Raw genomic sequence first — 21,792 nt, forward strand, 5'->3', positions numbered from 1 at the left:
AAAATTTATGGGTGTTCCCAAACGCAAACCATCGAAGAGTCGTCAACGTCAACGGCGCGCTTACAACAGCGTGCTCACCTTGCCTCAACTGAGCACCTGCCCGCAGTGCGCGGCGCCGTATATTCCACACCGGGTTTGTCCCGCTTGTGGCTATTACAAGGGCCGCCAGGTGTTGACCGTCACCGCCGGAGCTTGATTCAGTAGCAAGAGCGCGGAGTTGGCGGCGTCCCTTCTGCGCTCTTTCCATTTATGCGAATTGTAGTGGATGTCATGGGTGGCGACCACGGTTGCGGGGTTATTGTCGAGGGAGTCAAACTCGCGCTCAACGCCAACCGAAAAATCACCGAGCTTTATCTGGTGGGCGACCAGGCGCAGATCAAGCCGGCCCTGACCCGCAGCCAGCTCCAGGATGCGCGTGTAAAAATAGTCCATACCGTCGAAGTCCTGACCATGGAAGACAAACCGGTCGAGGGATTGCGACGAAAGAAGGACTGCTCCATTGCCCGCGCCATGGAACTGGTCAAGAACGGCAAAGCCGAGGCGGTGATTTCACCCGGCAACACCGGCGGCATTTTTGCCGCGGCCACGTTCAAATTGGGCCGGCTTCCCGGCGTGGATCGGGGCGGCATCGCCACGGTGATTCCCGGAATGGACAATGAATTTGTGCTGCTCGATTCCGGCGCCAACGTCGAGTGCAAGCCGCTGCATCTGCTGCACTACGCCGTCATGGGCAACGTGTATTCCCGCGAGATTCTCGGCTACCCGAAACCGCGCGTCGGGGTGTTGAGCATCGGCACCGAGGATAGCAAGGGCAATGAATTGACGCTCGAAGCCTTTCAGCTTTGCAAGCAAGTGGACCTTAATTTTGTCGGCAATGTGGAAGGTCATGACCTGTTCAACAACCGCGTCGAAGTGGTGGTGTGCGACGGTTTCGTGGGCAACATTGTTTTGAAGACCTGCGAAAGTCTGGCGACCGGAATCTTCGCCATGTTGAAACGGGAACTGCTCCGCAATCCCAAGCGCAAGCTCGGCGCGCTCCTGGCTCAGAACGCCTTTCGCACGATCAAGCGCCGCATGGACCCGGATGCTCATGGTGGCGGTCTCCTGCTTGGGTTCAATGGGATTGTGCTGAAAGCCCACGGTTCTGCGCGCGAGCGCGCCATCATGAATGCCGTGCGCATTGCGTCCGAAACCATCCAGCACAACGTGACCGGTCTCATCAACCAGGAAATTGCCCGCGCCAATGAACTGTTGGCCCGGGCCAGCCCCAGCCTTCCCCACCCCGTTCCCGCATGAAAACCAGTCCGACAAAGAAGATCGTTTACCCCCGCGCCAAACACGGCTTCCAGGGCCGCACTTGTGCCATCGCGGCCGTGGGGTCGTATGTGCCCAAGCGGATCCTGACCAACGCCGACCTGGAAAAAATAGTGGATACGTCGGACGAGTGGATCGTCACCCGCACGGGCATCCGGGAACGCCGGATGGCGGCGCCCAACGAATACACGTCGGACATGGCCGCGCGTGCCGCCATACTCGCCTTGCAGCGAGCGCACGTCACCGCCGAGCAGATCGATCTGATCATTGTCGCCACCATCACGCCGGACCTGGTGTTTCCTTCCACGTCATGTCTGGTGCAAGCAAAGATCGGCGCCCATCACGCCGCGGCGTTTGACATCGAGGCCGCCTGTTCGGGATTTATATTCGGTCTGGAAATTGCCCAACAATTCATCATGTCCTGCACCTACAACACCGTCCTCGTGATCGGCGCGGAAAAACTTTCCTCCATCATCGACTGGCAGGACCGGAATACCTGTGTGTTGTTTGGCGACGGCGCGGGCGCCGCCATTTTACAAAACCGCCCGAACACGCACGGCCTGCTCACCACGGTCATGGGTGCCGACGGACGCAAAGCGAATCTGCTCTCCATGCCTGGTGGTGGAAGCCGCTGCCCGGCCACCGCCAAGTCGGTCGCCGCCCGTTTGCATTACCTGCGCATGGAAGGCAAGGAGACGTTCAAGAATGCTGTCAATGCTATGACCAAGGCCGGCGAGGAAGCGCTGCTCCGTTGTCAGCTCGACATCTCACAAATCAAGTGCGTCATTCCCCACCAGGCGAATCGCCGGATTATCGATGCCGTCGGCGAACGTCTGGGTGTGAAGCCGGACCAGATTTTCGTCAACCTTCACAAATACGGCAACACCTCGGCCGCCTCCGTCGCCATCGCTTTGGATGAGGCGGCGCAATTGAACCGCTTCCGTCGAGGCGATCTGATCCTGCTGGTGGTCTTCGGCGCGGGGTTGACTTGGGGCGCGGCGGTGATCGAGTGGTAGAGACAAAGCTTTGTTTGACGTTCTTTTGGTGTGTGCTAGAGTGATTTCACAACTATGAGTGCAAGAAAACTAGAACCCTCCTCCGGTGACTTTTCGAATGTTAATGTTCAAGCTAGAAAGACCAGCTTAACCCTGTCCGGCGGCGCTGTCAGCCTCAGCAAGAATGGCATTGAGTTTCGTTCCCCCACCGCCATAGCCCCTTGGACCGAGATGACGGTGGATTTGCAAGCTCCCCGCAGTGTCAGGAAGCTTCACTGCACCGGCGTCGTGGTGGCGTGCCATGGCAATCGCCACAGCGGCTATCTCGTCTCCATGCTCTTCACGGGCCTTTCCCGTCAGACGCAAGCGCAGTTGAACCTGCTGGCTTATTCCTGACTGGCAAAGATTCTTCAGCCTCTGCTAGTCTCCGGGCATGGAATTATTCTATCGGATCTTAAAGACGGCCATTGAAGGAGGCGCGTCCGACGTTCACATCAAAATCGGCACGCCCGTCATTTTCAGGATCAATCGCCAGCTCGTTGCCATCGAGTGTCCCGTTCCCACGGAAGCCTGGATGAAAACGGTGGTGGACGCCATTGTGCCCCACCATTTGACCAAGAAGCTCGAAGTGGAGCGCGAGATTGATTTTTCCTATTATGTGCCTGAGATCGGCCGCTTTCGTACCAATCTTTTTCAGCAACGCGGCCAGTTCTGTCTGGCCATGCGGTTTGTCAAAACGCAGGTGCCGAGTTTCGAGCAACTGGGTCTCCTGGAGACCATCAAGAAGATTGCCGAATCACCGCGCGGCATCGTGCTGCTGGCCGGTTCGACCGGTTGCGGCAAATCCACGACGCTGGCGGCGATGGTCGAGCATATCAACGCTCATTTCAAAAAACACATCATCACGATGGAAGACCCCATCGAATATGTGTTTGAAGACAATCAATCCGTCATCGAACAGCGCGAGGTAGGGTTGGACACACTTTCCTTCCGCGAGGCGCTCAAACACGTCCTGCGGCAGGACCCGGACATCATCATGATTGGCGAAATGCGCGACGCCGTCAGCTTCACCGCCGCCATGAGCGCCGCGGACACCGGCCACCTCGTGCTCTCTACGCTCCATACGACCAACGCGTCCCAGTCCGTGAGCCGTATTCTCGATTTTTTCAAGGCCGATGAGCGTGAACAAATCCGGCGTCAACTCGCCGGCACATTGCAGGCCGTTGTCTGTCAGCGCATGGTCAACACGGTGGAGGGCGGCGTCACTCCCGCCCTGGAAATCATGATCAACACCGGCACCGTGAAAAAATTGATCGAGGAGAACCGGCTCGATAAATTGCCGTCCGCCATCGAAACTGGTGGGGAAGATGGAATGTTGAACTTCAATCAATCCCTGTTGCAGCTCGTCAAGGAGAGGCGAATTTCGGAGGCGGAAGCCTTGGCCAAAGCGACCAACGCCCAGGCGCTGGAGATGAATTTCAAGGGCATCTTCCTGGACGAAGGCCGCAGGATTTTGGGTTGACCAAAACGCAACTGCGTTTCTACGCGCGCGGCGCGACGTACATTTTTCCACCTTCGAGATGCTCGACGATCATCTCGACCGTGCGGTCAATCGCGCCAAGATTTTCCTGCACCACCTTCAGCGCATTGCGTCCCAACGCCTCGCGGCGCGCCGCATTCCCGAGCAACTCGCCCAGCGCGCGTTCCAATTCGGCAGCGTCGTTCACCTGCACGGCGCCGTCCTGCGCGAGGAAAAGCCTGACCACATCGGTAAAATTCTGCATGTTCGGCCCGAACACCATCGCCTTTCCAAGCGCGCCGGGTTCGATCGGATTTTGCCCGCCAACTGCCGTCAAGCTTTTGCCGACAAAAATCACCGTGGCATGGCGATAAAAATGTTTCAGTTCACCGGTGCTGTTGACCAGCAGACACTCGACTGCTCCGGTGGCCTCCTGCGGTACGGACGCCATCTCGGTGCGATACACGAATTTCACTCCCTTGGACTTCAGTTCACGCCCAACCTCCCGGCCCCGCTCAAAGTGACGCGGCACGAGCACCAGGAACAGGTCAGGGAAGCGTTCGCGCAATCGTTGAAATTGTTCCGCCAGGATTGCTTCCTCGCCGTTGTGGGTGCTGCCGGCCACCAAAATCGGCGCGTGGGCCGGCACTCCCAACCGAGCAAGCATGGCGGGCACGTCCAGCGGTCGGCGCTCGTCCAGTTTCGCCGTGTCAAATTTCAGATTGCCGACCACGCGAATTGCTTCCGGGCGACAACCCAGTTCCCGAAGCTTCGCAGCGTCGGCCTCGTTCTGCGCGCCAACTCCTGTGAATGAGGCAAACAATTGTTTGAACAGAAACCCGAAGCATTTATAGCCGCGATAGGAACGGTCGGAGAGCCGGGCGTTGACCAGAAACAGGGGAATTCCCTTGGTGCGGGCGCGCCAGATGAAATTCGGCCAGATCTCCGCCTCCACCAGCACGACTGCCTCCGGATGGAACACACTCAAAGCTCGACGAACATAAGCGCGGCGGTCGATGGGATAATAAATCTTGCCAATGTGAGGCGGCAGTTTGCTCTGCAAGTCATCCATGCCCGTCGTAGTCGTTGTAGAGGCCATGATCTTGAGATTGGGCACTTTGGTTTCAAGGGCCTGAATCAAATGTGTGCAAATACCCACCTCACCCACGCTCACCGCGTGCACCCAGCCGACGTGCCGATTGGTAATAGCCTGCTTTATATTGGTGTCATATCGCGCGAAGCGCTGGCCAAACCCTGATCGCCAGTTGCCCCGCCGCAACATCTTGAGAAAATAGTAAGGCGACGCGAGCCAGAAACCCAAAAAGAATAAAATGTTGTAAAGCGTTCGCATTCGTCTCGCGGGAAAGTCCTGCTTACGTTAACATCAAAAGTCTCTTCCGCGAATCAAGAATTATTTGGCGGGATTCGCGGCGGCGGGCGGCGCATTACTCCGTGGTTTTTCGTTGCCATAATTCTTCACCAGGTAATCCACCAACGGCTCCACCTGCTCTTCGGGAATCGGTGCGCCATAGACCTTCTGCATTTTTTGCACACCGGCTTTCCAAAAGGCGCGCGGCATCGGCGGTTGCGTGGATATGTAATCTGCCGAATGGCAAATGATGCATTGCGTGGCCGCGATCTCAGACCCGGCGCCGGGCTTGAACCGATTCGTTTCCGGCGGCAAACTGAACTGCATTTCTGCCGCGATGACGCATCCCGCGCCTACGGCCAGGAGAACCGCCCACACGATTCGCCAGGTGGTCCAATCAGATTTGTTCGCTGTCCTCATGACTTCCTCACGCGGCATTGACCCGCACAGTTTCCACCACGTTCCGCATGTAGCCCGCCGGATTCCACAACGGCTCCAGCGGTTGCGACTGGCCGATGCGGTTGGTCGCCTTCACCTTCAAGGCAACGGCACCGGCGCTTTTCGGCGTGAAGGGAATTTGCCATTCGCAGAATGAATACTTCCCCAAATCATTGCCGAGGTTCGTTTCGCGCCACGTCTGGCCGCCGTCGGCGGAAAACAAGACCTCCCGGATGCCATAACCGCCATCAAACGCGATGCCCTTTACAGTCAACCGTTCACCTATTTTGACTTGCTCGCCGTCCATCAAACTCGTGATGAACGAACGGACGTTGAGACGGTTGATCGGAATTGTTGTCTTTGGCGTCGTGCCCGGTTCGACGCACGCGCATGAATTTGCCGGAATCCGATACGCCGGATTCATCCAAAAGCCGCCGAACTCCTCGTCGATCACGGTGATTTCATTCACATGCTTGACCCAATAAGTTCCGTAATGACCGGGAACGACGAGGCGCAAGGGCAAACCGTTGAGCACCGGCAACTCCTCGCCATTCATCTCATACGCCAGCATGACTTCGCCGTCGAGCGCGTGATCAATGTCGAGGGCCTTGATGAAGTCGGGCGTTTTGGGAACCAGCGGCAAGTCCAGTCCGTTAAAGGTCACCTGCCGCGCTCCGGCTGCGACGCCGGCTTTCTCCAACACGTCTTTAAGCCGGACCCCCTTCCACCTTGCGTTGCCCATGGCGCCATTGCCCATCTGGCCGCCGCCCACGCGCGGTTGAAAAAAGCCACGCCCATTGCCGGAACATTGATTGACCGCCACGATTTCAACCGGCTCAAAGTGCGATTTCAAATCCGCAATGGAGAAAGCTCCGGGCGATTTCACTTTGCCCGCAATGGTGACGCGAAATGTTTCCGCGTCCAGATTGGCCGGCGGTGACAACGTGAGATGATAGCGCACGAAAAACGCATCGTTCGGGGTGAGGATGCTTTCGTTGAAAACGGAAAACGGCGTTTCCAGTTGTGGCGGTCGCGTCGTGATGCGGATCAACGGCCGCTTCTGCGGATACTTGACGAGAGGCCGCGCCCCATTTTCAAACGGCAGTGTGACGGTGTCGTCCGCAGACGACCTGAGCGGCGGGCCGACCAAAACGCCAGCGAGGCCAAACAAACCCGCCTCCCGCAAAAACTGGCGGCGATCAAGATTGCGTTGAACCAGCATATCATCCCGGGTCATCGCGACAATTTTGCTTGTCGGGCCAACGCGGGTCAATATTGGAATCCACGGCCGAGCCAGACAAGCTGAAGCTTGAACTCCCGCAGGCGCGCCTGGGTTGGAGTTCAACCTTCAGGTTGCTCCGGGCTGACACGAGCACCACGCGGCACATTTGGAGTCTCCAATCAGCCATACCGGACCTCAAGCCCAGTAATGATAATTCACGTCCGGAAAAATATTATCCAGCCACTCAAACTTCTGGAGCCAGGTTTCATTCACGCGCGTGGTCGTAAGTTGTTCGTGCAATGCGATGAAGCGGAGCAAATGGTCTTTGACCCGTCTCTTCGCGTAATCCGGGCTGGTGCCGGTGCGGAGAATGAACGGCCAATCGCTGGCCTGCGCGAGTAATAGCTCGCGGGCCGCTTGTTTCAGAGCGCGCTCTTTGAGTCCATCAGCGCGGGGAAAACGCCGCACCAGGTCGGTCATCCGTTCCTGTGCGATGTGGAGATGGGGCTGAATCCATTGGTTGGTTTCGTTCAGCCAGACATTCCAGTAACCTTCCGCGCCCCAGCTCGACGCGCTGGGCGCGGCGACTTGCTGGGTCGGATGCAGGCGCAGATACTCCCGCGGAGTGATCAGTGAAAAGACCTTCTGATCGTAGTAAGCCTTCCGCACGAAGTAATCGAGAAACTCCGGTCCTTCGTACCACCAATGACCGAACAGTTCCGCGTCATACGGCGACAGCACCAGCGGCGGACGATCCATGATGCCGGCTAGTTTCTGGATTTGCCCGACACGTTCGCTAAGGAAATGTCCGGCGTGATCGGCTGCAACCTGCACGGCCATGCCGCGGTTATAGATTAGCTTCTCGCCCGCGCTGCCGGTGATGCGGTGATACTTGATGCCGGTGAATCCGCGTTGATCCGGCGCCGGCAAGTGTGGCCTCACGTAATCAAAATCGAGATCGAAACCGATGTCGCGGTAGAAATCGCGATAGCGGACGTCGCCGGGATAGCCTTCGTGCTTGCTCCAGACCTGCCGGGCGGAATCGAGATCGCGCCCGAATGCCGCGATGCCGTTGGGTGTGTAGATCGGCGCGAACACGCCGTAGCGCGGACGTGGACGTGCGTGCAGGATGCCGTGCGTGTCCGTGACGAACCAGCGGATGTTCGCTTCCTGAAGGATTTTCTCCACACCCTCCGCGTAGGCACATTCCGGCAGCCAGATGCCGGACGGATCGCAGTCGAAACAGCTCCGGTAGTGATCGCGAGCGACGAGGATTTGCGCGCGCAACGACGCGGGCTGGCTGGCCAGCAACGGCAGCAGCGCGTGAGTCGCGGCGCAAGTGATGATCTCCAGTCTGCCCTGTTCCTGAAACTTCCGGAAGGCGCCGACCACATTGCGGCCGTACGCGAAGTAGGTGTTTCGAATGGTCGTGAAGCGATGATGATACATCCAGGCCAGTTCATGATAAGCCCGGTCCCAATGCGTGCGATGAATTTCCTTCTCGGCCAGTTCAATCAAGCCCTCGAGGTGACGCTGATAACGATCCTGAAGCAGTGGGTCGAGCAACATCGAACAAAGCGTGGGCGAAAGCGAGAGCGTCAGGCGCGTTTCCATGCCATCGCGCAACCAGCCCTCCATGACCTGGATGAGTGGCAGGTAGGTTTCGGTGATCGCTTCAAAGAGCCAGTTCTCCTCCAGAAACTTTTCGTGCTCCGGATGCCGGACAAACGGCAGGTGCGCGTGCAACACAAGTGCGAAGTAACCTTGCATGAGGAAACTTTAGAAGACGACCGTCAAGTCGTGCAAGCGTGCCGAAGAAACTTTGCGCGCAACGGAGGGTTGGTGCTCGCCGCGGCAAAGTTCACTCATCAAAATCCTGGGTCAGGCGGGCGGCAATCGCCGGGCTTTTAATCAAGATCACCAAACCGATTACAACGGGAACACCGGACAGCAGACAACGCATCACTTGCCAATCGGCTTTATGGAGAAAATGTTTGAGGACGTAAACCCCCAGATCGAGGAGGCCGAACAGGATGAACCCCGACGCCACCAATCGAATCAAAAGCAGGGCGGCTCTCTTGTAGGGGTTCATACCGTGGGCCCAGTCTCTTGAAACAGTTCCTTCACGGTCGGACGCAGCAGAACTATGATCGTGAAAACGCCGAGTACCGTGCCGAACGGGATGAACATGCAACTGACGCCGGCAACCACCAGGCAATATAGATAATGTTTGCGCCGCGAAAGGTTACGACCTGAACAAATGACCAGTGCGGCCACCGACCAACCGATCAAAACAAACACCCCTCCCAAAATCACGAAGAACCATCCGAGAAATGGCGGAGGCGCGTTGCCATGCGAGCCCCAAAAAGCCGGCGAGACGATCATCAGGATACCGATGGTAATGTGGAGGATAGGAATGCAGGCGAATAAAGCCATCATGCCGCCCACAACATAATGGAAAATCGAAAGCAGCCCGAGTTGTTCGGCATCCTGGTTCATGTCCCTCAAGCGACGTTTGCGGCCAGCGGTGGTCTTAAGGTCGCGTCCTGTGCGTGCGCGCCGACCTCACCGCGGTAATCCGTGCTCCGGCTGAACCGAAGCCCGGCCCGCCGCGTGTCACTGCCGTCGGCGGACGTGGCGGCGGCCGGGAGATCATATTGACCGTCCGGCAGCGCAAACCGATAACTGAAGGTGCCGTCGGGGCGCAACTTGATCGTGCGACCGCCGATGGCGACCGTTGCCCCTGGTTCCGTCGCGCCATAGAGAATCAACTCGGCATTGACATTGAACCAGAATGATTTGGGCCGCTGTTCGCCTCCGAACGGACTGGAGACGCTCGAGACACCGGGCGAGGTGGGAAGCGAAAACTGCGTGACGCCAGCCGAAGAAATCTCAGCCGCAAGCTGGCGGCGGATCAATTCCGTGATTTCCAATGAGCCGATCCAAACACAGCGCACTTTGTCCATGGTGACAATACCGGCGAGCGCGCGTTCCTGTTCGGACGTCCACTGCCCGGCAGGCGGGAGGTTTTCCTTAGGCAAATGCATCAGGCCGCTGGCGCGAAGCTGTTGCAGAATTTCCGTCAGCGGGATGTGTTCGCGAACAACCGCCTTGACGAGTTGCAGGAGTTGGGCAAAGGGCACGTCCACCGGCAGCGTGGCAAATTGCACGGACGTGTCGGCGGACATCGCATCGGGCGGCGTCAGCGTGGCGGCGGAAGTGGAGATGCTCACCCATTTGCCGCCCGACCGGTAGTAACCGAGTTCGCCGACGTACTTCGTGCCCGCGCGGTCAACCGGCACGAACCAATGGCGCGATTCCGGATGCACGTGAATCTGGGAAACTGGCCCACCGCCGGCCGCATTAATGTAAATGCGCAATACCAGGTGGTGATCGCCGGACAGCGCGTTGTATTTTTTTTGCTGTTCGCGCGTCAGGTCCCATTGGGCGTAAAGCCAATGCGGATCGCGCGCGGTCAAAAGCAAGTGCTTCGTGCCATACGCCTCCGGCAGTTCCCCGAAATCTCCGGTGACTTCAAAATGTTCAACTGGTGCCGTCGGCCCCAAGACATACCGTTCGCCAGGACCACTGATTGGGGGTGGAGAAGGCGCGTCCCCTTCCAGCAACAGCGGGGGGATCTGGACGGTCGTCTTGCGGGCAACTCGGGGTTTGACTGTGGCTCGCGGCGCGGCCTTGCGCGTGCGAACGGTTTTCGGGGCTGCGGTCGGGGTACTGACTGCTTTGGCGGGGGGCGGGGTGGTGCGGCGGCGCACAGTTTTGGTGACAGCTCGTACGACATTCTTGCGGGATGATTTGTCAAGTTTCATAAGCTATTTCGACGCGAATTGGCGGGTTCTTCGACCTCAATACACCCGCAGATTACGGCCAAATGATATTGCACGCAACGGGAAATTGACTCCGATCCGGCGCCAGCTCAAGTTGGCCTTAAAGACAGCTTGCAAATCAGCTGGCTACTATGCTAAAGAGTATCTGCGCGCGCTGCCAATTTTTGTTTGAGGTTGAAACATGAACCCCCAGCCTGACAGCAACTCAGAGACGCTCATCTACGTGGTGGATGACGAGCCCATCCTTTTGGAGCTCGCCACGTTCATTTTGGAACCGCTCGGCTACCGTCTGAAAACTTTTCGCGATCCCGACGCGGCGTTTGAAGCATTCCGGTCCGCGGACCACCCGCCCCAATTGCTCATTACCGACTACGCCATGCACCAGATGAACGGCCTGGAGTTGCTCAGGAAATGCAAGACCGCGGACCCGAAGTTGAAAACCCTGCTGGTCAGCGGCACGGTCGGCGAAGATATTTACCGCGATTCGACCATCAAACCGGATAAATTTCTGGCCAAGCCCTATCACGCCAACCAACTCAGTGACCTGGTGGAATTGTTACTCCGCAAATAAACCGCCGGCCGTCTGGTTCTATCTCAAAGTTTTCAAATAGGCAAAAAGGTCAGCCACGTCCTGCGCCTTCAGCGTTTCCAGCAATCCCTCCGGCATCATCGACGTCTTGGTGAATGAAGCCCGCTTCACCCGATCGCGCTGAATATGCACGTCTTCGCTACCGGGCTGTCGCAAAACGATTTCCGCCTCATTCTGCGAAACCAAAAATCCCTCCAGCAGGTCATTACCCTTGGTCTCCACGCGAAACCGGTAGTAGCCCGACTCCACGGCCGCGTTCGGCGTGAGGATGGATCGCAGCAACGCCTCCGTGCCCATGACGCCGGCTCCGTTCAATGTCGGCCCGATATTCGCGCCTTCGCCATGCACGTTGTGGCAGGTCATGCAGACCGTTGTGAAGGTCGCCTTGCCTCTGGCTTCGTCGCCGCCCCCCTCGACGTAGTGGCGATAGATATCAAACTTTGCTTTCTGTGCCCGCGCATCCGATGCGCTCAACAGAGGCGGAAAATCCATGGTCTGTTCCACTTTCACCTGCCCATTCAGTCTGCCCCAAGAATCGCCGGCGAAATAGTGAACCAGTCCGGATGGCGGTGGTTCATCCTGGAAGCTGATCTGCCACGCGTCGCGAATTTCTTCTGCGGCGCGTGCGACATTCCAAATGCGATATTCCGCGAACGTGCCCGCCGTGCCCTTCGCCGGGGTCGTGCGGCCAATGTCGAGGTTGGTGAAAGCGATGTTCAACGACTCGCCCTTGGCGGTGTCCGGTTCGCCGTTGAAATAGATTCGGAACTGTCCGGTATCGTCGCGCGTGACCGCGACATGTGTCCAGACCTCCGCCTCGATCTTCTTGTTGGCAATGATGACATCGCCATATTGCGGCCCGGCGAAAATCCTAAACCATCGACCGGCAAAATTAAAATCCGCGCCGCCGGGAACGCCCAGGATGCCGTCCTCGTTGTCGATGCCCGGATCGAGTTTGACCCACGTCTCGACAGTGAATGGGCCGCTGAGTTGAACTTTTGTGTCCACGTAGTCTTCATTGTGCCCACTCAGACGTAACACCGGTCGAAGTTGATCGCTCAACTGCTGGCGTAGTGCAGCCAGGTCAGGATCGTTTCCCAGAATGGTTCGGAGTTTGTCCAGCGAATACTCGTCGAGTTCCTGCGCGGCAATGTCCCCACTCTTGACGGCGCGCAGCAACGCGCGGCTGTTCGCCTCGGAACTCGTGAGCCGGTCCACGGCCGCCTTGCGCAGACTGACTGGCAGCACTGGCCAGAGTTCCACAAGCAACGGCACCGCGCGGTCGCTGCGGGCCGAGGCAAGCGCAACGATGGCCTCCCGCTGCAACGGCTCCCCGGCTTTGCCCGTCAACGCCAGTCGTTGAAAGAGCTCAACCTGCGTTGATCCCATTTCCCGCAACGCTTTCAATCCAGCCAATTGTCGCTCCGGCATCTGCCCCGCTCGCGTGGTATAGGCGACGACTTCGGGTTCGAGTTCGCGCAGGCGAAAGGCCGACGCCAGTTGAATCATGAGTTGTTGATTGGATTCGGAGGCGTCGCGTTGGACGAGCGATCGCGCAGCGGCGACCAGATGCGTCGCGAGGTTCGAGTTCTCCAGCCGGCCGCGAGCATTCAGCAGTGTCCGCAAGGTTTGCGCTTGTGTGGCGGGAAGTTTAAGCACGTCATCCAGCACTTCGCCAACGCCAGGCTCATCGCTAAACCTTGCCAGTAAAACAAGTTCCTCATCCGTGAGGATGCGTTTGATCTCGGGGACGGTGCGGGCCAGTTGCACTGCGCCCGCCCTTTCGCCGAGCGACAAAGTCGCCAGCAGCCGATTTTCCAACGGAAGTTTTTTCCCCGCTTCCGAATCGAGAAAAGCGGCGAGGGCTTGCGGATTCTTTTCCAACGCGACCCGCACCAGACTGCGCTCGAAGGCGCGGTCCGCTGCCGGGCCAGCCGCGAACGTCGGCTCGCCACCCTGTTGCGGCTTGATAATTGGCCCGTCGATCTGTGGTTTGCCCACTCGCACCAGCAGTTCGAGAACTTTGAGGTTCGGATTAGCAATTCCATCCAACGTGCGAATGATCTCGGCGCGAACTTGGGGATCGGGATCGTCGAGCAACGGTTCGAGTCTCGCCACCATCTTGTCGGCGGAGAATTTCTGGGTGCCGAGAACGCGCACGGCTTCTCGACGAACATCCCGGCTGACGTCTTTCACGAGTTTCTGCAACGTTGCCAGTTGGACTTTGCCCAGACCTTCCAGCGCCCAAAGCGCGCTGAGGCGAGCAGGAGGCGCATTGCCTGCCTCGCGGCGTTCGCTCATTTTCTTTAACGCAGACGCCAGGCTGAACGACTGGCGATCAATGATCTGCCGCACGGCGGCACGCGCCTCCCACGTGGAAGCGGTCGCGAGATGTGGCGGCAATTCCTTTTCTGGGATTCGTGTCAGATCGGGAATCGCGCGTGGCGGCATCGTTGCATGGCGCACGCGCCAGATGCGGCTGCGGAACTTGTCGCGTTCCGGATGCGTGCGCGGAACTTCGTTGTGGGAAATGATTTTGTTGTACCAGTCCAGAATGTAAAGACAGCCGTCCGGTCCAAACTGAATCGCAATTGGGCGAAACCACGGGTCGGCGCAGTTGATGAAATCAGGCAGTTTTTCCAGCCGATAGCCCGTGCCATCGGGATGGATCTTGATGGCCTGAATCTTTCCGGTGATCGGATTGGCGACATACATCACCTCGCGATATGGCGGCGGAAAACCGTTCTCATCCTCCGCCAGCGCCAGACCGGACAACCCCGTGCCGCCCATTTCAAAATTGGCCAACGGCGGTTGCCAAGGTGAGTGCGGTTTCATTTTATGCATGCCAATGCCCGGATACGTGCCACCGATAAAGAACGGCACGACTGGATAGCCGAGATCGTTTGCCTCCTGAATGAACATCTCGCCGCGCCGATTAATCACGAAGCCCCAGATGTTGTTCAACCCGCTTTCGACGATTTCAAACCGCGAGCCGTCCGGTTTGAAGCGGGCCATCTTGCATTGGTCGAATTGGACGGTTGTTCCTTCCTTCGTCTTTACCGACGAAGAGTTGAACGCGCCTTGCGCAAGATAAATCCAGTTGCCCGGCCCGCGCACGAACCCGTGGGGCATCAGGTGGGAATCCTGAATGCCGAAACCGGTGAGCAATAGCTCCTTCTTGTCCGCCTTGCCGTCGCCATCGGTGTCGCGCAGGAAAAAGATGTCCGGTCCCTGACCGACGATCGCGCCGTCCTTGAACGGCAAAATGCCCATCGGCATTGCCAAACCGTCAGCGAACGTGCGCGGCGGCTGGCGACCCGGTCGCGTCGGCGTGTCGAAAATCAGCACACGGTCTTTGCCGCCGCGTTTGTAGAGTTCCGCGGCACGTTCCGGATTCTCGTTGCCATCAAGCGGATATTCGGTAGCCGTGTTCGCCCACAAACGGCCGGCCTCATCGAAGTTGAAGGCGACCACTTTGTTGATGTCTGGATCGGCGGCGACCAATTCGATCACGAAGCCGGGCGGGAGCGTGAAGGTGGGCTGCTGTTCCTCCGCAGTCAGTGGCGACTCTTTGGGCGGCTTGCCCGTCGTCGGCGCGGCTTGGAACTCACCAGGCTGGCCAAAGGCGGCTGCGACGCTGACAAACAATAGACCCGGGAGGCAAAGAAAATGTGGTTTCATTTGGCGCATGAACGATGCGACAAGGGTCACCAGTGTCAAGCGCCGCACTCGAGAGCTGGTCCAATAGTAGCTCCGAAATTCAATCCCGGCTCTTTTGAGTCAACTCGCACGGGAGTTTGATCACATCCTCCTTGTCCATGAACCACAGGTGCGTCCACTCGAAGTCGTTGTCGTCGTCGGTGCACGCTCCGTTCTTGAGGAAAGTAAATTCATGCGGCAACCCCTCGATGCCGCCGATCAACCTGCCGGCCCAGCCATCGTGGATGCGATCTGGCAACACCTCGCGGGGCAATTTCCCTGGCGCTAAGTGCGGCCACCGTGGCTTGAACAAACCCTATCCAAACAGTCGCCGCGGCAAACAGGCCGGCATGAATCGTAGGGGTAAAAGATTTTTGTGTCTCATCTGAATTATTGAGTGATTCGCACGGAAGAATTTCTGCGACCCGGTTGGCGTGAACGAATAAATCAAAGCTGCGCAGGCCGCACATCACAATCACCCCGTATCTATCTTTCGTCTTTTGCAAACTCAACTCAACCCTCTTCGTTAAACAACATTTCGCCGGAGTGCGAGCCGGCAAAACTGCCGATAGTGATTGTTGGAAGCTGTGGGTTCATGTCGTACTTGGCTTATGCAAATAAGTTCCCCAACGCGAGATTACAGGGTTTTGAGCCGCCGACCAGTTCGTCGCCGCGAACTGGGACGAGAGCAGCGGCGTGTTCAACCCGGCGCTGAAGGAGGACTCGAATCCGGATCAGCGCGCACAACTTCCCAGCGGATGATCGGCTGCACGGCTGTGGGCCGGAACGAAACGAGTCCGGGCAACGGACCATCGGATCGGCGCGACGGACTTGCGCGGATGCGGACTGGTCGCCGCCCGGGTTTGTCCACGAAATGCTTTTGGCTTCGCATGGTACGCGGACTGGCCTGGACATGGCCACGGCTCATCCGTGGTCGGGAACGGATTCGGACTGGTTTGCGGAGAGGTCGCGGAGGTGGATTGTGCACGGCTACAGTCAAATTGTCGGCGTCGTCGTGGATTGGCCAAGGGCACAGACGTGTTTGATTTCGGCGAGGATATCTTCCGAATTTCCGTTTCTTTCAGCAATTCCGTGGGGATTGGATTTTGCTTTTGAGTTGTGCGTCTTACAAATTCTCAAGACTGACCGTGGCGCTGCTCTCAGTCGCGCCATCAAACACCACCCACCGCTCGCACGAGAGGTTCTTCACCGTTTCCAGTGGATTGCTTTTTGTCACGATGAAGCGGGGCTTAAAACCAGTCTCGAGCGATCCGTAAGGTTGTTTGTTGGTTAACACTTTATTGTTTCCATGCGTCACCTGGCAGAGGATTTCAAGGGTGGGCATCCCCGCGTTCTCGAGCAGTTCCATCTCGTACAGCAACCCCGTCCCGTGAGCGACGCCACACGATCCGGAATCGCTGCCGACGAGCACGTTGACGCCCAGCCCAATTGCTTTTTGAAGACTGCGCGCGTGGTTTTCGAGAATCTGCTTCAAGTGGTTCAGCGTTTCACCGGTCCAGCCCATGATGTCGGCATGATCCAGTTGTTCCTGAACGGGCGCAAAGGTGAGCACCCACGAAATATCTTGGTCGCGCATTCTTCTCAATTGATCCTCCGTAATAAAGAAACCATGTTCCACCGTGTCCACTCCGCCATCAATTGCATACCCCACGCCAACCTCACCGGAAGCATGGGCCATGAGATGCCTGTGCTGCGCGTGCGCCGCCTGCTGAAACTGTTGAATTTCTTCAACGCTGAACTGAGGCTTGGCGGCGACCTGGCCTTTGACGAAATTAATGATTCCGGTGGGAACGATTTTAATATGATCCGCGCCTTCGGCAATCCGCGCTTGGACGCAGCTTTCAATATTGGCATGGTCTTCCAATGGTTTTCCAAAAAAATTACCGTAGCGTCCCTGCCGGTAGATGCCGGCGCCTGGACTGAAGACGTTGGCGGTGAACGGTGGGCAGTCTTTGGCGGCGGTGACCTTGCTCAAGCGCAGGCCAACCTGATCCTTGTCCCCACCGTCGCGCATGGCGATTATCCCGAGGCGCGCCAGGGTGCGGAGACGGGTTTCGGCCTTCTGATAAAGCGTTTGAGGATCTTGCTTCTGGTAGTCGGTCCGCTTTTCGGCCGCCAACTCCGCGCCTTCGAGAAAGATATGCGAGTGACCCTCGATCAATCCGGGCATGACCGTATATTCGGGAAGGATCAAATCGGGAGTCTTTTGCCCATTTAGAATTGCCGCCTCCGGCGCTTCGGTGCCCACATGCAAAATGCGGTTCTGGTTATAGACTAAATGCGCTTTTTTAAGAACCCGCCGGTTTTTCGCATCCAGCAATTGACCCACTACAATCCAACGCATCGGATTTGCAGGGGTGACTCTTAAATGAGCTGGCATGTCTGGATTCATCGCTCTGGGTTCTGTACTATAATGACGAATGTTCCCGCATTTTCGACAAAGATTTGTGGACATTTCTCTCTTCCTCTCCCCGCGACGAAGGAGCGGGGAGAGGACCGAGGAGAGGGGCAATCCAATACAAACGCGCCTCCTCTCCCCGGCCCTCTTCTCCATCGGAAGGAGGAGAGGTAGTGGTTGCGGCTTTGGCTTCCGTGAAGGAATCAGTTTTCATCATCCCAAAGTTCCATCAACGCATCCAGTTGCCGGTAGCCCGCATCTTCCTGGGTCTCGCCTGATCGAACTCTGCCCGCTTCAAGAATGTGGATTAAATCTTGAACGAGCTTTTCGTCCTTGGACATCGGGACGGTATTTTTCTCAGGATTTGAGAGCGCAAAGTCCAGGCCCGCTTCCATCGCCAGACAGAGGAAGGCTCTATCCAGCGGAACTTGCATCGGTTTGGGGGTGCCGATGGCGAAGTTTGAAAGTCCGACCGAGATATGAATGCCCGCCAGGTTTTTTTCGGAACGAATCGCCTGGATTGAATCGAGGCAGCGGTTGATCAGCCCGCTGGTGTCGGAAGCAATGGGCGCCAACCCCGGATCGATGATGATGCGGTCATTGGCGATGCCAGCCTGCTCGTGAAGCATGGAGACAAAAAAATTCGTCGTGGTCAAAATATCCCCGACGGTTTTGGCCGAACCATGAGAGCCGTCCGGCATCAAACACTCGGAAACCATAACGATCACGTTCATGTCGTGCGTGCGTGCCACCTGGATCATTTCCGCGATGTTATCTCGCGAGACGGAAATTGAATTAAGGATCGGACGACCATTGGATTTCGCCGGATTGAAGTGCTTGAGACATTCGCGATGAAAGGCGACGTTCGGATTGTCAAAACTGAGGGGCACGTCGGTCACTTCCTGAATGGCGGGAATGACCAGTGGCAGAAAGTCGAGCATCTCCTGGAGCGTCACGGGAAGTTTTTGAGTGCCGTCAATGTTGAGGGTCAGGTGGGAAGCGCCGAGATTTGTCTGGATTTTGGCCAGCTCCTGGTAACCGGCAACATTGCGCGCCTGCCATGCTTTCCGGGCGCGAGCGTAGGAATTGTTCATCAGTTCGCCGATGACGTGAAGTTTCGTTGGATTCATGAGGGTTCCGCCGCGGCCTTTTTTGAAGTGTGATCCTTACCCAGCCAGAAATTTGCCCAACTGGAGGTTCCGCGCAGCCCCTGGTTCTGGATGACGGGGACGTGATCGAGAAGTTGTTCGGATTTTCCTTCGTATTTCAGGCGATCATAAGCCCGCGCCCAAATGCACTCATAGTCAAAGACCTCGCATTTGCCATCCCGTGTACCGCCGCAGGGCCCATTTCGCTGATTCTTGGCGCATTGCGACTCGGGACATAAGAAAGCGGTCTCCTCCAGTGAGCAATCGCCACAATCCTGACAGGAATACAGCACCGCTTTTGAGAGCTGCTCAATGAAGCGCATCCCCGGCGGGCCTTGACTGGGATTCTTTGCTTTTTGGCAGATCTTTTCGGCCAGTGGCGCCAATCCTTTTCCTTTTTCGAACATCAGCGAATGAAATCGCTTCGCAAGGTGGTAGCCCAAGGTGACATTTTTGTTGGAATGCCTTTCGCGCAAGGATTTCTTCCATGCCTGATTCACTTTGCCAGGACGGCACAGGCCGGTAGCTTTGTCTGGTTCAAAAAGGAAGAATTCGCCCGGGCGGGAAAAGGAGATTTCCCTGGCAAAAAGTTTCCAATCATCCGGGGCGAAGGATTTTTCCAAATCGAGAATTTCTTCAATCTCCGCGTAGCTGTGAACCCCGCCCAGGTAGCCCGCCTTGTAACCGACTCCCCGATAGATAGCGAGTTGCTTCGCGGCAAATTCGTGAAAAAACTTTTTGCCTTTATCGGGGGAAGCTCCCTGTTTTTGACATATTTCGTTGAGCTCGTTCGTGAGGATAACGCCCGGAATTTTCATTTGATTGAACAGGCGCGCCACGAAAGGACTTAACACATAGACGTTGCCAACCACCGGGATGTGATCCAGTTGCCGCAAGCGGAGGTATTCGAGCAGTTCGTGACCCTTGCGGGAATCGAACCCAATCTGATTGATGATAAATTTCGCCCCGCTTAAAATCTTTTTCTCCAACTTGTAATACTGGGGCAGCAGGGTGTTCTCATGAAATTTGAAATTACTCGTCACCGCGCCGGCAAAAAAATGCGTCGCGTCGAGCTTCGTTGGAATTCTGGCGCTGCCCGAGGTGACCTCCAGCCCCTCATTCATCTTCTCAATCAGGGTCAACAACGCCACGGAATCGATGTCGAAAACCGGCTTGGCGCGACCTTCAAAACTCTCGATCGGGTAGTCTCCGGTTAACGCCAAGATATTGTGAAACCCTTGACTGGCCAGCAGCCAGAGCTGGCTTTCCAGCGCGTAACGGTTGAAATCTTTGCACGTCAGATGGATGATGACTTCCTTTCCGGCATACAGAATCGGCGTGCCCAAGGCGATGGGGGCGAGTTGCGGATTTCCTCCGGCATTGTCCGTGATGGACACCCAATCCACTCGCGGGCTGTGCGTCAGGTCGGCTGAAAAATTCCGGGTTTTCAACGTTTGCTGTTGCGTCATGGTGCCCCGCGTGGAAACCAACTCGACCCCGAGCGGAAAACGATCCGTTTCCGAGAGGATTGCTTTCAGCCGCAGGTTGGATTGCAAATCAATCATGATTTCAGGCGACTATCCCAGGCGTCCAAGTTTTCTGCAACGTGGCACACGACGGGTCCGGGTGAGATCGTGCCAGCCCAGCTTAATGAATCGGGCCTTGGCGGTGTGCTCCGCCCTGCGGGCGTTGCACGTGAACTCTTCCTCAGCCACCCGGTGGGTCAGCAGCGCCAGCCGGCGTATCCGGGAGTCGGTCGGTTGCTGTTTTGGTTTAGTCATAAATGAGGGCGAGGTCTGCTCGTTTGATTTTGCAACTATCACCGATGGCTGAGAATAAAGCACAACTTCAGGAGCGGCATCAAGTTAATCGCCGTCAGTCTGGTTTGTAGCCCTAGGCCCCGTAGCGACCATCCACCCACTCCAACCGGATAGCCGACCGTACTTGTCGATTCGCAATTCATGGACGCTCTCGGTTACCCGCTTGAGCACTTTGCAAAGGAGCACAGCGCCCGCAAGTTCGCCGGCGGGGTGTCGCGCGGAAGCTCGCAGCCAGCGCCGACGATGAAACGGCGTGGAGGCTGCCCTCAACCCCGCCAGCCGTGCGCCCGCCGCGATGAGTCGTTTGCAAGTTTGTCGATTGTCGAATTGTTGCGATGGAAAACCTTAGCGAAGTGACGGCGTTCTGGCTACACCAGGTCTTCTCAAAAACTGGCACTTTGGTCTCAGCAGGCACAACGGCCGGATGCACTGGATGCGCTCATTCCTCGCAGATTTGCTTCGTACGATCGGTCGGCTTGGGCTCACAGGAAAGGTCATAAGCCCAAGCCGTTGAGCGCAGGAAGCGAACTCGAAACCAAACCATCGAGTGGTCAACAATGAAATAGAAGCCCGGCAAGTATTAGCCGAACGTTCGATCAGCGAGAGGAAATCCTCTTTGATGGCACCCAGACAGTGGCTTGTGACGAGTTCCGGGGACAAGCGCAAATTCTTTGGTAATGCTGGAAGTCTCTGTGGAGTTTGGAGGTTGAGATTTGGAGCTTTTACCTCGACGGGGCGTGGTTAAACTTGGGCCATGAAAATTGAAGCGTTGCACATCGCCATGAAAGTCCGGCATCCCCAGTACGGCGTCGGCCAGGTCAAAACCATTTCCGAACACGCGGCCGAGATTCGCTTCGACGATGGGCAACGCACCGTCTCGCCCGAATCGGCCGGGCTCGAACTGGCAGAAGCGCAAGCGGCCGTGCGCGGTTTGGATGTCCCCCTTGCCCAGTTCATCCGGCAAACCGTGAGTGTGGCCGTCAAGGAACTCGGCTTGGAAAAACCCGATTCATTCGTCGAGCAACTCGCCCGTCGCTGGCATAACGGACGCATGGTCTTGCACTCCGCCGATCCGGCACTGCAACCCAAGGAAGTCCCGCTCGAAACCTTTTTCCATAAAGTAGTGATGGTGCGCAACCAACTTCGCGTGTTGGAACAGAAGATCAATGCTCATGAGAAACTCACCGACGCCGAAAAGGTGGAGATGCAGCAATACATCACGCGTTGTTACGGTTCGATGACCACGTTCAACATTCTGTTCAAGGAAAAGGAAGCGCGCCGTTTCTGAGTCCGTGACCTCAAAGCCGGATTGAATTACGCTACAGGTTAGAGGGGCAGGCCCTGGCGAAGGAAGCCCGTAGGGCGACCGGAGCCAGGGCCTGCCCCTGGCGGTCCAAAACCGAAACGGAAACATG

Annotated in this window: 18 protein-coding genes and 1 pseudogene; 7 read left to right on the plus strand and 12 right to left on the minus strand. The window is 57.1% G+C overall.

Annotation, left to right across the window (positions count from 1 at the left end; all coding sequences use genetic code 11):
• The first annotated feature begins 7 nt into the window (after window positions 1-7).
• From rpmF to HY298_18065, 5 genes are read left to right on the plus strand one after another with little or no spacing between them, the layout of a single operon-like run.
• Window positions 8-196 (plus strand): 50S ribosomal protein L32, encoded by a 189-nt coding sequence (gene rpmF, locus HY298_18045; GenBank protein ID MBI3852162.1) that lies wholly within the window; start codon window positions 8-10, stop codon window positions 194-196.
• Between the two features lie 53 nt (window positions 197-249).
• On the plus strand, window positions 250-1,296 hold the full coding sequence (plsX, locus tag HY298_18050; GenBank protein MBI3852163.1) for a phosphate acyltransferase PlsX: 1,047 nt from the start codon (window positions 250-252) through the stop codon (window positions 1,294-1,296).
• Entirely contained in the window at window positions 1,293-2,330 is a 1,038-nt protein-coding gene (locus tag HY298_18055) for a ketoacyl-ACP synthase III (GenBank protein ID MBI3852164.1), read from the plus strand. The genes plsX and HY298_18055 overlap by 4 nt, the downstream gene beginning before the upstream one ends.
• Window positions 2,331-2,384: 54 nt before the next feature.
• Window positions 2,385-2,705, plus strand: coding sequence for a PilZ domain-containing protein (locus HY298_18060; GenBank protein ID MBI3852165.1), 321 nt, complete (start codon window positions 2,385-2,387; stop codon window positions 2,703-2,705).
• A 37-nt stretch (window positions 2,706-2,742) separates the two neighbouring features.
• Complete coding sequence (locus HY298_18065; protein ID MBI3852166.1) at window positions 2,743-3,831, plus strand: PilT/PilU family type 4a pilus ATPase; 1,089 nt, start codon at window positions 2,743-2,745, stop codon at window positions 3,829-3,831.
• Window positions 3,832-3,850: 19 nt separating this feature from the next.
• On the opposite strand, the gene HY298_18070 is transcribed toward HY298_18065, so the two are convergent.
• The 7 genes from HY298_18070 to HY298_18100 form a co-directional block, all read right to left on the minus strand.
• Window positions 3,851-5,179, minus strand: a complete 1,329-nt coding sequence (locus HY298_18070; GenBank protein MBI3852167.1) for a 3-deoxy-D-manno-octulosonic acid transferase — start codon at window positions 5,177-5,179, stop codon at window positions 3,851-3,853.
• A 60-nt stretch (window positions 5,180-5,239) separates the two neighbouring features.
• The gene (locus tag HY298_18075; GenBank protein ID MBI3852168.1) at window positions 5,240-5,617 is read right to left on the minus strand and encodes a cytochrome c; all 378 of its coding nucleotides are present in this window, start codon (window positions 5,615-5,617) and stop codon (window positions 5,240-5,242) included.
• Between the two features lie 7 nt (window positions 5,618-5,624).
• Window positions 5,625-6,857 carry a molybdopterin-dependent oxidoreductase gene (locus tag HY298_18080; GenBank protein MBI3852169.1) on the minus strand — a complete coding sequence of 411 codons (1,233 nt, stop codon included), beginning with the start codon at window positions 6,855-6,857 and terminating at the stop codon, window positions 5,625-5,627.
• 195 nt (window positions 6,858-7,052) lie between these two features.
• On the minus strand, window positions 7,053-8,627 hold the full coding sequence (locus HY298_18085; GenBank protein ID MBI3852170.1) for a DUF1957 domain-containing protein: 1,575 nt from the start codon (window positions 8,625-8,627) through the stop codon (window positions 7,053-7,055).
• A 91-nt stretch (window positions 8,628-8,718) separates the two neighbouring features.
• Window positions 8,719-8,949 carry a hypothetical protein gene (locus HY298_18090; protein MBI3852171.1) on the minus strand — a complete coding sequence of 77 codons (231 nt, stop codon included), beginning with the start codon at window positions 8,947-8,949 and terminating at the stop codon, window positions 8,719-8,721.
• Window positions 8,946-9,356 carry a hypothetical protein gene (locus HY298_18095; GenBank protein MBI3852172.1) on the minus strand — a complete coding sequence of 137 codons (411 nt, stop codon included), beginning with the start codon at window positions 9,354-9,356 and terminating at the stop codon, window positions 8,946-8,948. The genes HY298_18090 and HY298_18095 overlap by 4 nt, the downstream gene beginning before the upstream one ends.
• 5 nt (window positions 9,357-9,361) lie before the next feature.
• The gene (locus HY298_18100; GenBank protein MBI3852173.1) at window positions 9,362-10,684 is read right to left on the minus strand and encodes a DUF4912 domain-containing protein; all 1,323 of its coding nucleotides are present in this window, start codon (window positions 10,682-10,684) and stop codon (window positions 9,362-9,364) included.
• Between the two features lie 199 nt (window positions 10,685-10,883).
• Between HY298_18100 and HY298_18105 the strand changes: the two genes are divergently transcribed.
• Complete coding sequence (locus tag HY298_18105; GenBank protein ID MBI3852174.1) at window positions 10,884-11,273, plus strand: response regulator; 390 nt, start codon at window positions 10,884-10,886, stop codon at window positions 11,271-11,273.
• Between the two features lie 18 nt (window positions 11,274-11,291).
• Here the strand turns inward: HY298_18105 and HY298_18110 are convergent, their stop codons facing one another.
• The 5 genes from HY298_18110 to HY298_18130 all read right to left on the minus strand — a co-directional run bounded on the left by HY298_18110 (window position 11,292) and on the right by HY298_18130 (window position 20,122).
• A complete protein-coding gene (locus tag HY298_18110) occupies window positions 11,292-14,972 on the minus strand; it encodes a c-type cytochrome (GenBank protein ID MBI3852175.1) in 3,681 nt (1,226 codons plus the stop codon).
• A 79-nt stretch (window positions 14,973-15,051) separates the two neighbouring features.
• Window positions 15,052-15,249 (minus strand): hypothetical protein, encoded by a 198-nt coding sequence (locus tag HY298_18115; protein ID MBI3852176.1) that lies wholly within the window; start codon window positions 15,247-15,249, stop codon window positions 15,052-15,054.
• Window positions 15,250-16,116: 867 nt separating this feature from the next.
• The gene (locus HY298_18120; protein ID MBI3852177.1) at window positions 16,117-17,391 is read right to left on the minus strand and encodes an amidohydrolase family protein; all 1,275 of its coding nucleotides are present in this window, start codon (window positions 17,389-17,391) and stop codon (window positions 16,117-16,119) included.
• A gap of 221 nt (window positions 17,392-17,612) precedes the next feature.
• On the minus strand, window positions 17,613-18,539 hold the full coding sequence (locus tag HY298_18125) for a dihydropteroate synthase (protein MBI3852178.1): 927 nt from the start codon (window positions 18,537-18,539) through the stop codon (window positions 17,613-17,615).
• The gene (locus tag HY298_18130; protein ID MBI3852179.1) at window positions 18,536-20,122 is read right to left on the minus strand and encodes a methylenetetrahydrofolate reductase C-terminal domain-containing protein; all 1,587 of its coding nucleotides are present in this window, start codon (window positions 20,120-20,122) and stop codon (window positions 18,536-18,538) included. Before HY298_18130 ends, HY298_18125 begins: the two co-directional genes overlap by 4 nt.
• Before the next feature lie 1,333 nt (window positions 20,123-21,455).
• Between HY298_18130 and HY298_18135 the strand changes: the two are divergent.
• Window positions 21,456-21,665: pseudogene (locus HY298_18135) on the plus strand (hypothetical protein).
• The last annotated feature ends 127 nt before the right edge of the window (window positions 21,666-21,792 follow it).

This window comes from Verrucomicrobiota bacterium (assembly GCA_016200005.1).
GTDB lineage: Bacteria > Verrucomicrobiota > Verrucomicrobiia > Limisphaerales > PALSA-1396 > PALSA-1396.

Coding starts and splice junctions, on each gene's coding strand:
- HY298_18085 (MBI3852170.1), bottom strand. CDS start 8,627: ATGCAAGGTTACTTCGCACTTGTGTTGCACGCGCACCTGCCGTTTGTC.
- HY298_18125 (MBI3852178.1), bottom strand. CDS start 18,539: ATGAATCCAACGAAACTTCACGTCATCGGCGAACTGATGAACAATTCC.
- HY298_18065 (MBI3852166.1), top strand. CDS start 2,743: ATGGAATTATTCTATCGGATCTTAAAGACGGCCATTGAAGGAGGCGCG.
- plsX (MBI3852163.1), top strand. CDS start 250: ATGCGAATTGTAGTGGATGTCATGGGTGGCGACCACGGTTGCGGGGTT.
- HY298_18110 (MBI3852175.1), bottom strand. CDS start 14,972: ATGAAACCACATTTTCTTTGCCTCCCGGGTCTATTGTTTGTCAGCGTC.
- HY298_18120 (MBI3852177.1), bottom strand. CDS start 17,391: ATGCCAGCTCATTTAAGAGTCACCCCTGCAAATCCGATGCGTTGGATT.
- HY298_18105 (MBI3852174.1), top strand. CDS start 10,884: ATGAACCCCCAGCCTGACAGCAACTCAGAGACGCTCATCTACGTGGTG.
- HY298_18080 (MBI3852169.1), bottom strand. CDS start 6,857: ATGCTGGTTCAACGCAATCTTGATCGCCGCCAGTTTTTGCGGGAGGCG.
- HY298_18095 (MBI3852172.1), bottom strand. CDS start 9,356: ATGAACCAGGATGCCGAACAACTCGGGCTGCTTTCGATTTTCCATTAT.
- HY298_18070 (MBI3852167.1), bottom strand. CDS start 5,179: ATGCGAACGCTTTACAACATTTTATTCTTTTTGGGTTTCTGGCTCGCG.
- rpmF (MBI3852162.1), top strand. CDS start 8: ATGGGTGTTCCCAAACGCAAACCATCGAAGAGTCGTCAACGTCAACGG.
- HY298_18055 (MBI3852164.1), top strand. CDS start 1,293: ATGAAAACCAGTCCGACAAAGAAGATCGTTTACCCCCGCGCCAAACAC.
- HY298_18075 (MBI3852168.1), bottom strand. CDS start 5,617: ATGAGGACAGCGAACAAATCTGATTGGACCACCTGGCGAATCGTGTGG.
- HY298_18090 (MBI3852171.1), bottom strand. CDS start 8,949: ATGAACCCCTACAAGAGAGCCGCCCTGCTTTTGATTCGATTGGTGGCG.
- HY298_18130 (MBI3852179.1), bottom strand. CDS start 20,122: ATGATTGATTTGCAATCCAACCTGCGGCTGAAAGCAATCCTCTCGGAA.
- HY298_18100 (MBI3852173.1), bottom strand. CDS start 10,684: ATGAAACTTGACAAATCATCCCGCAAGAATGTCGTACGAGCTGTCACC.
- HY298_18060 (MBI3852165.1), top strand. CDS start 2,385: ATGAGTGCAAGAAAACTAGAACCCTCCTCCGGTGACTTTTCGAATGTT.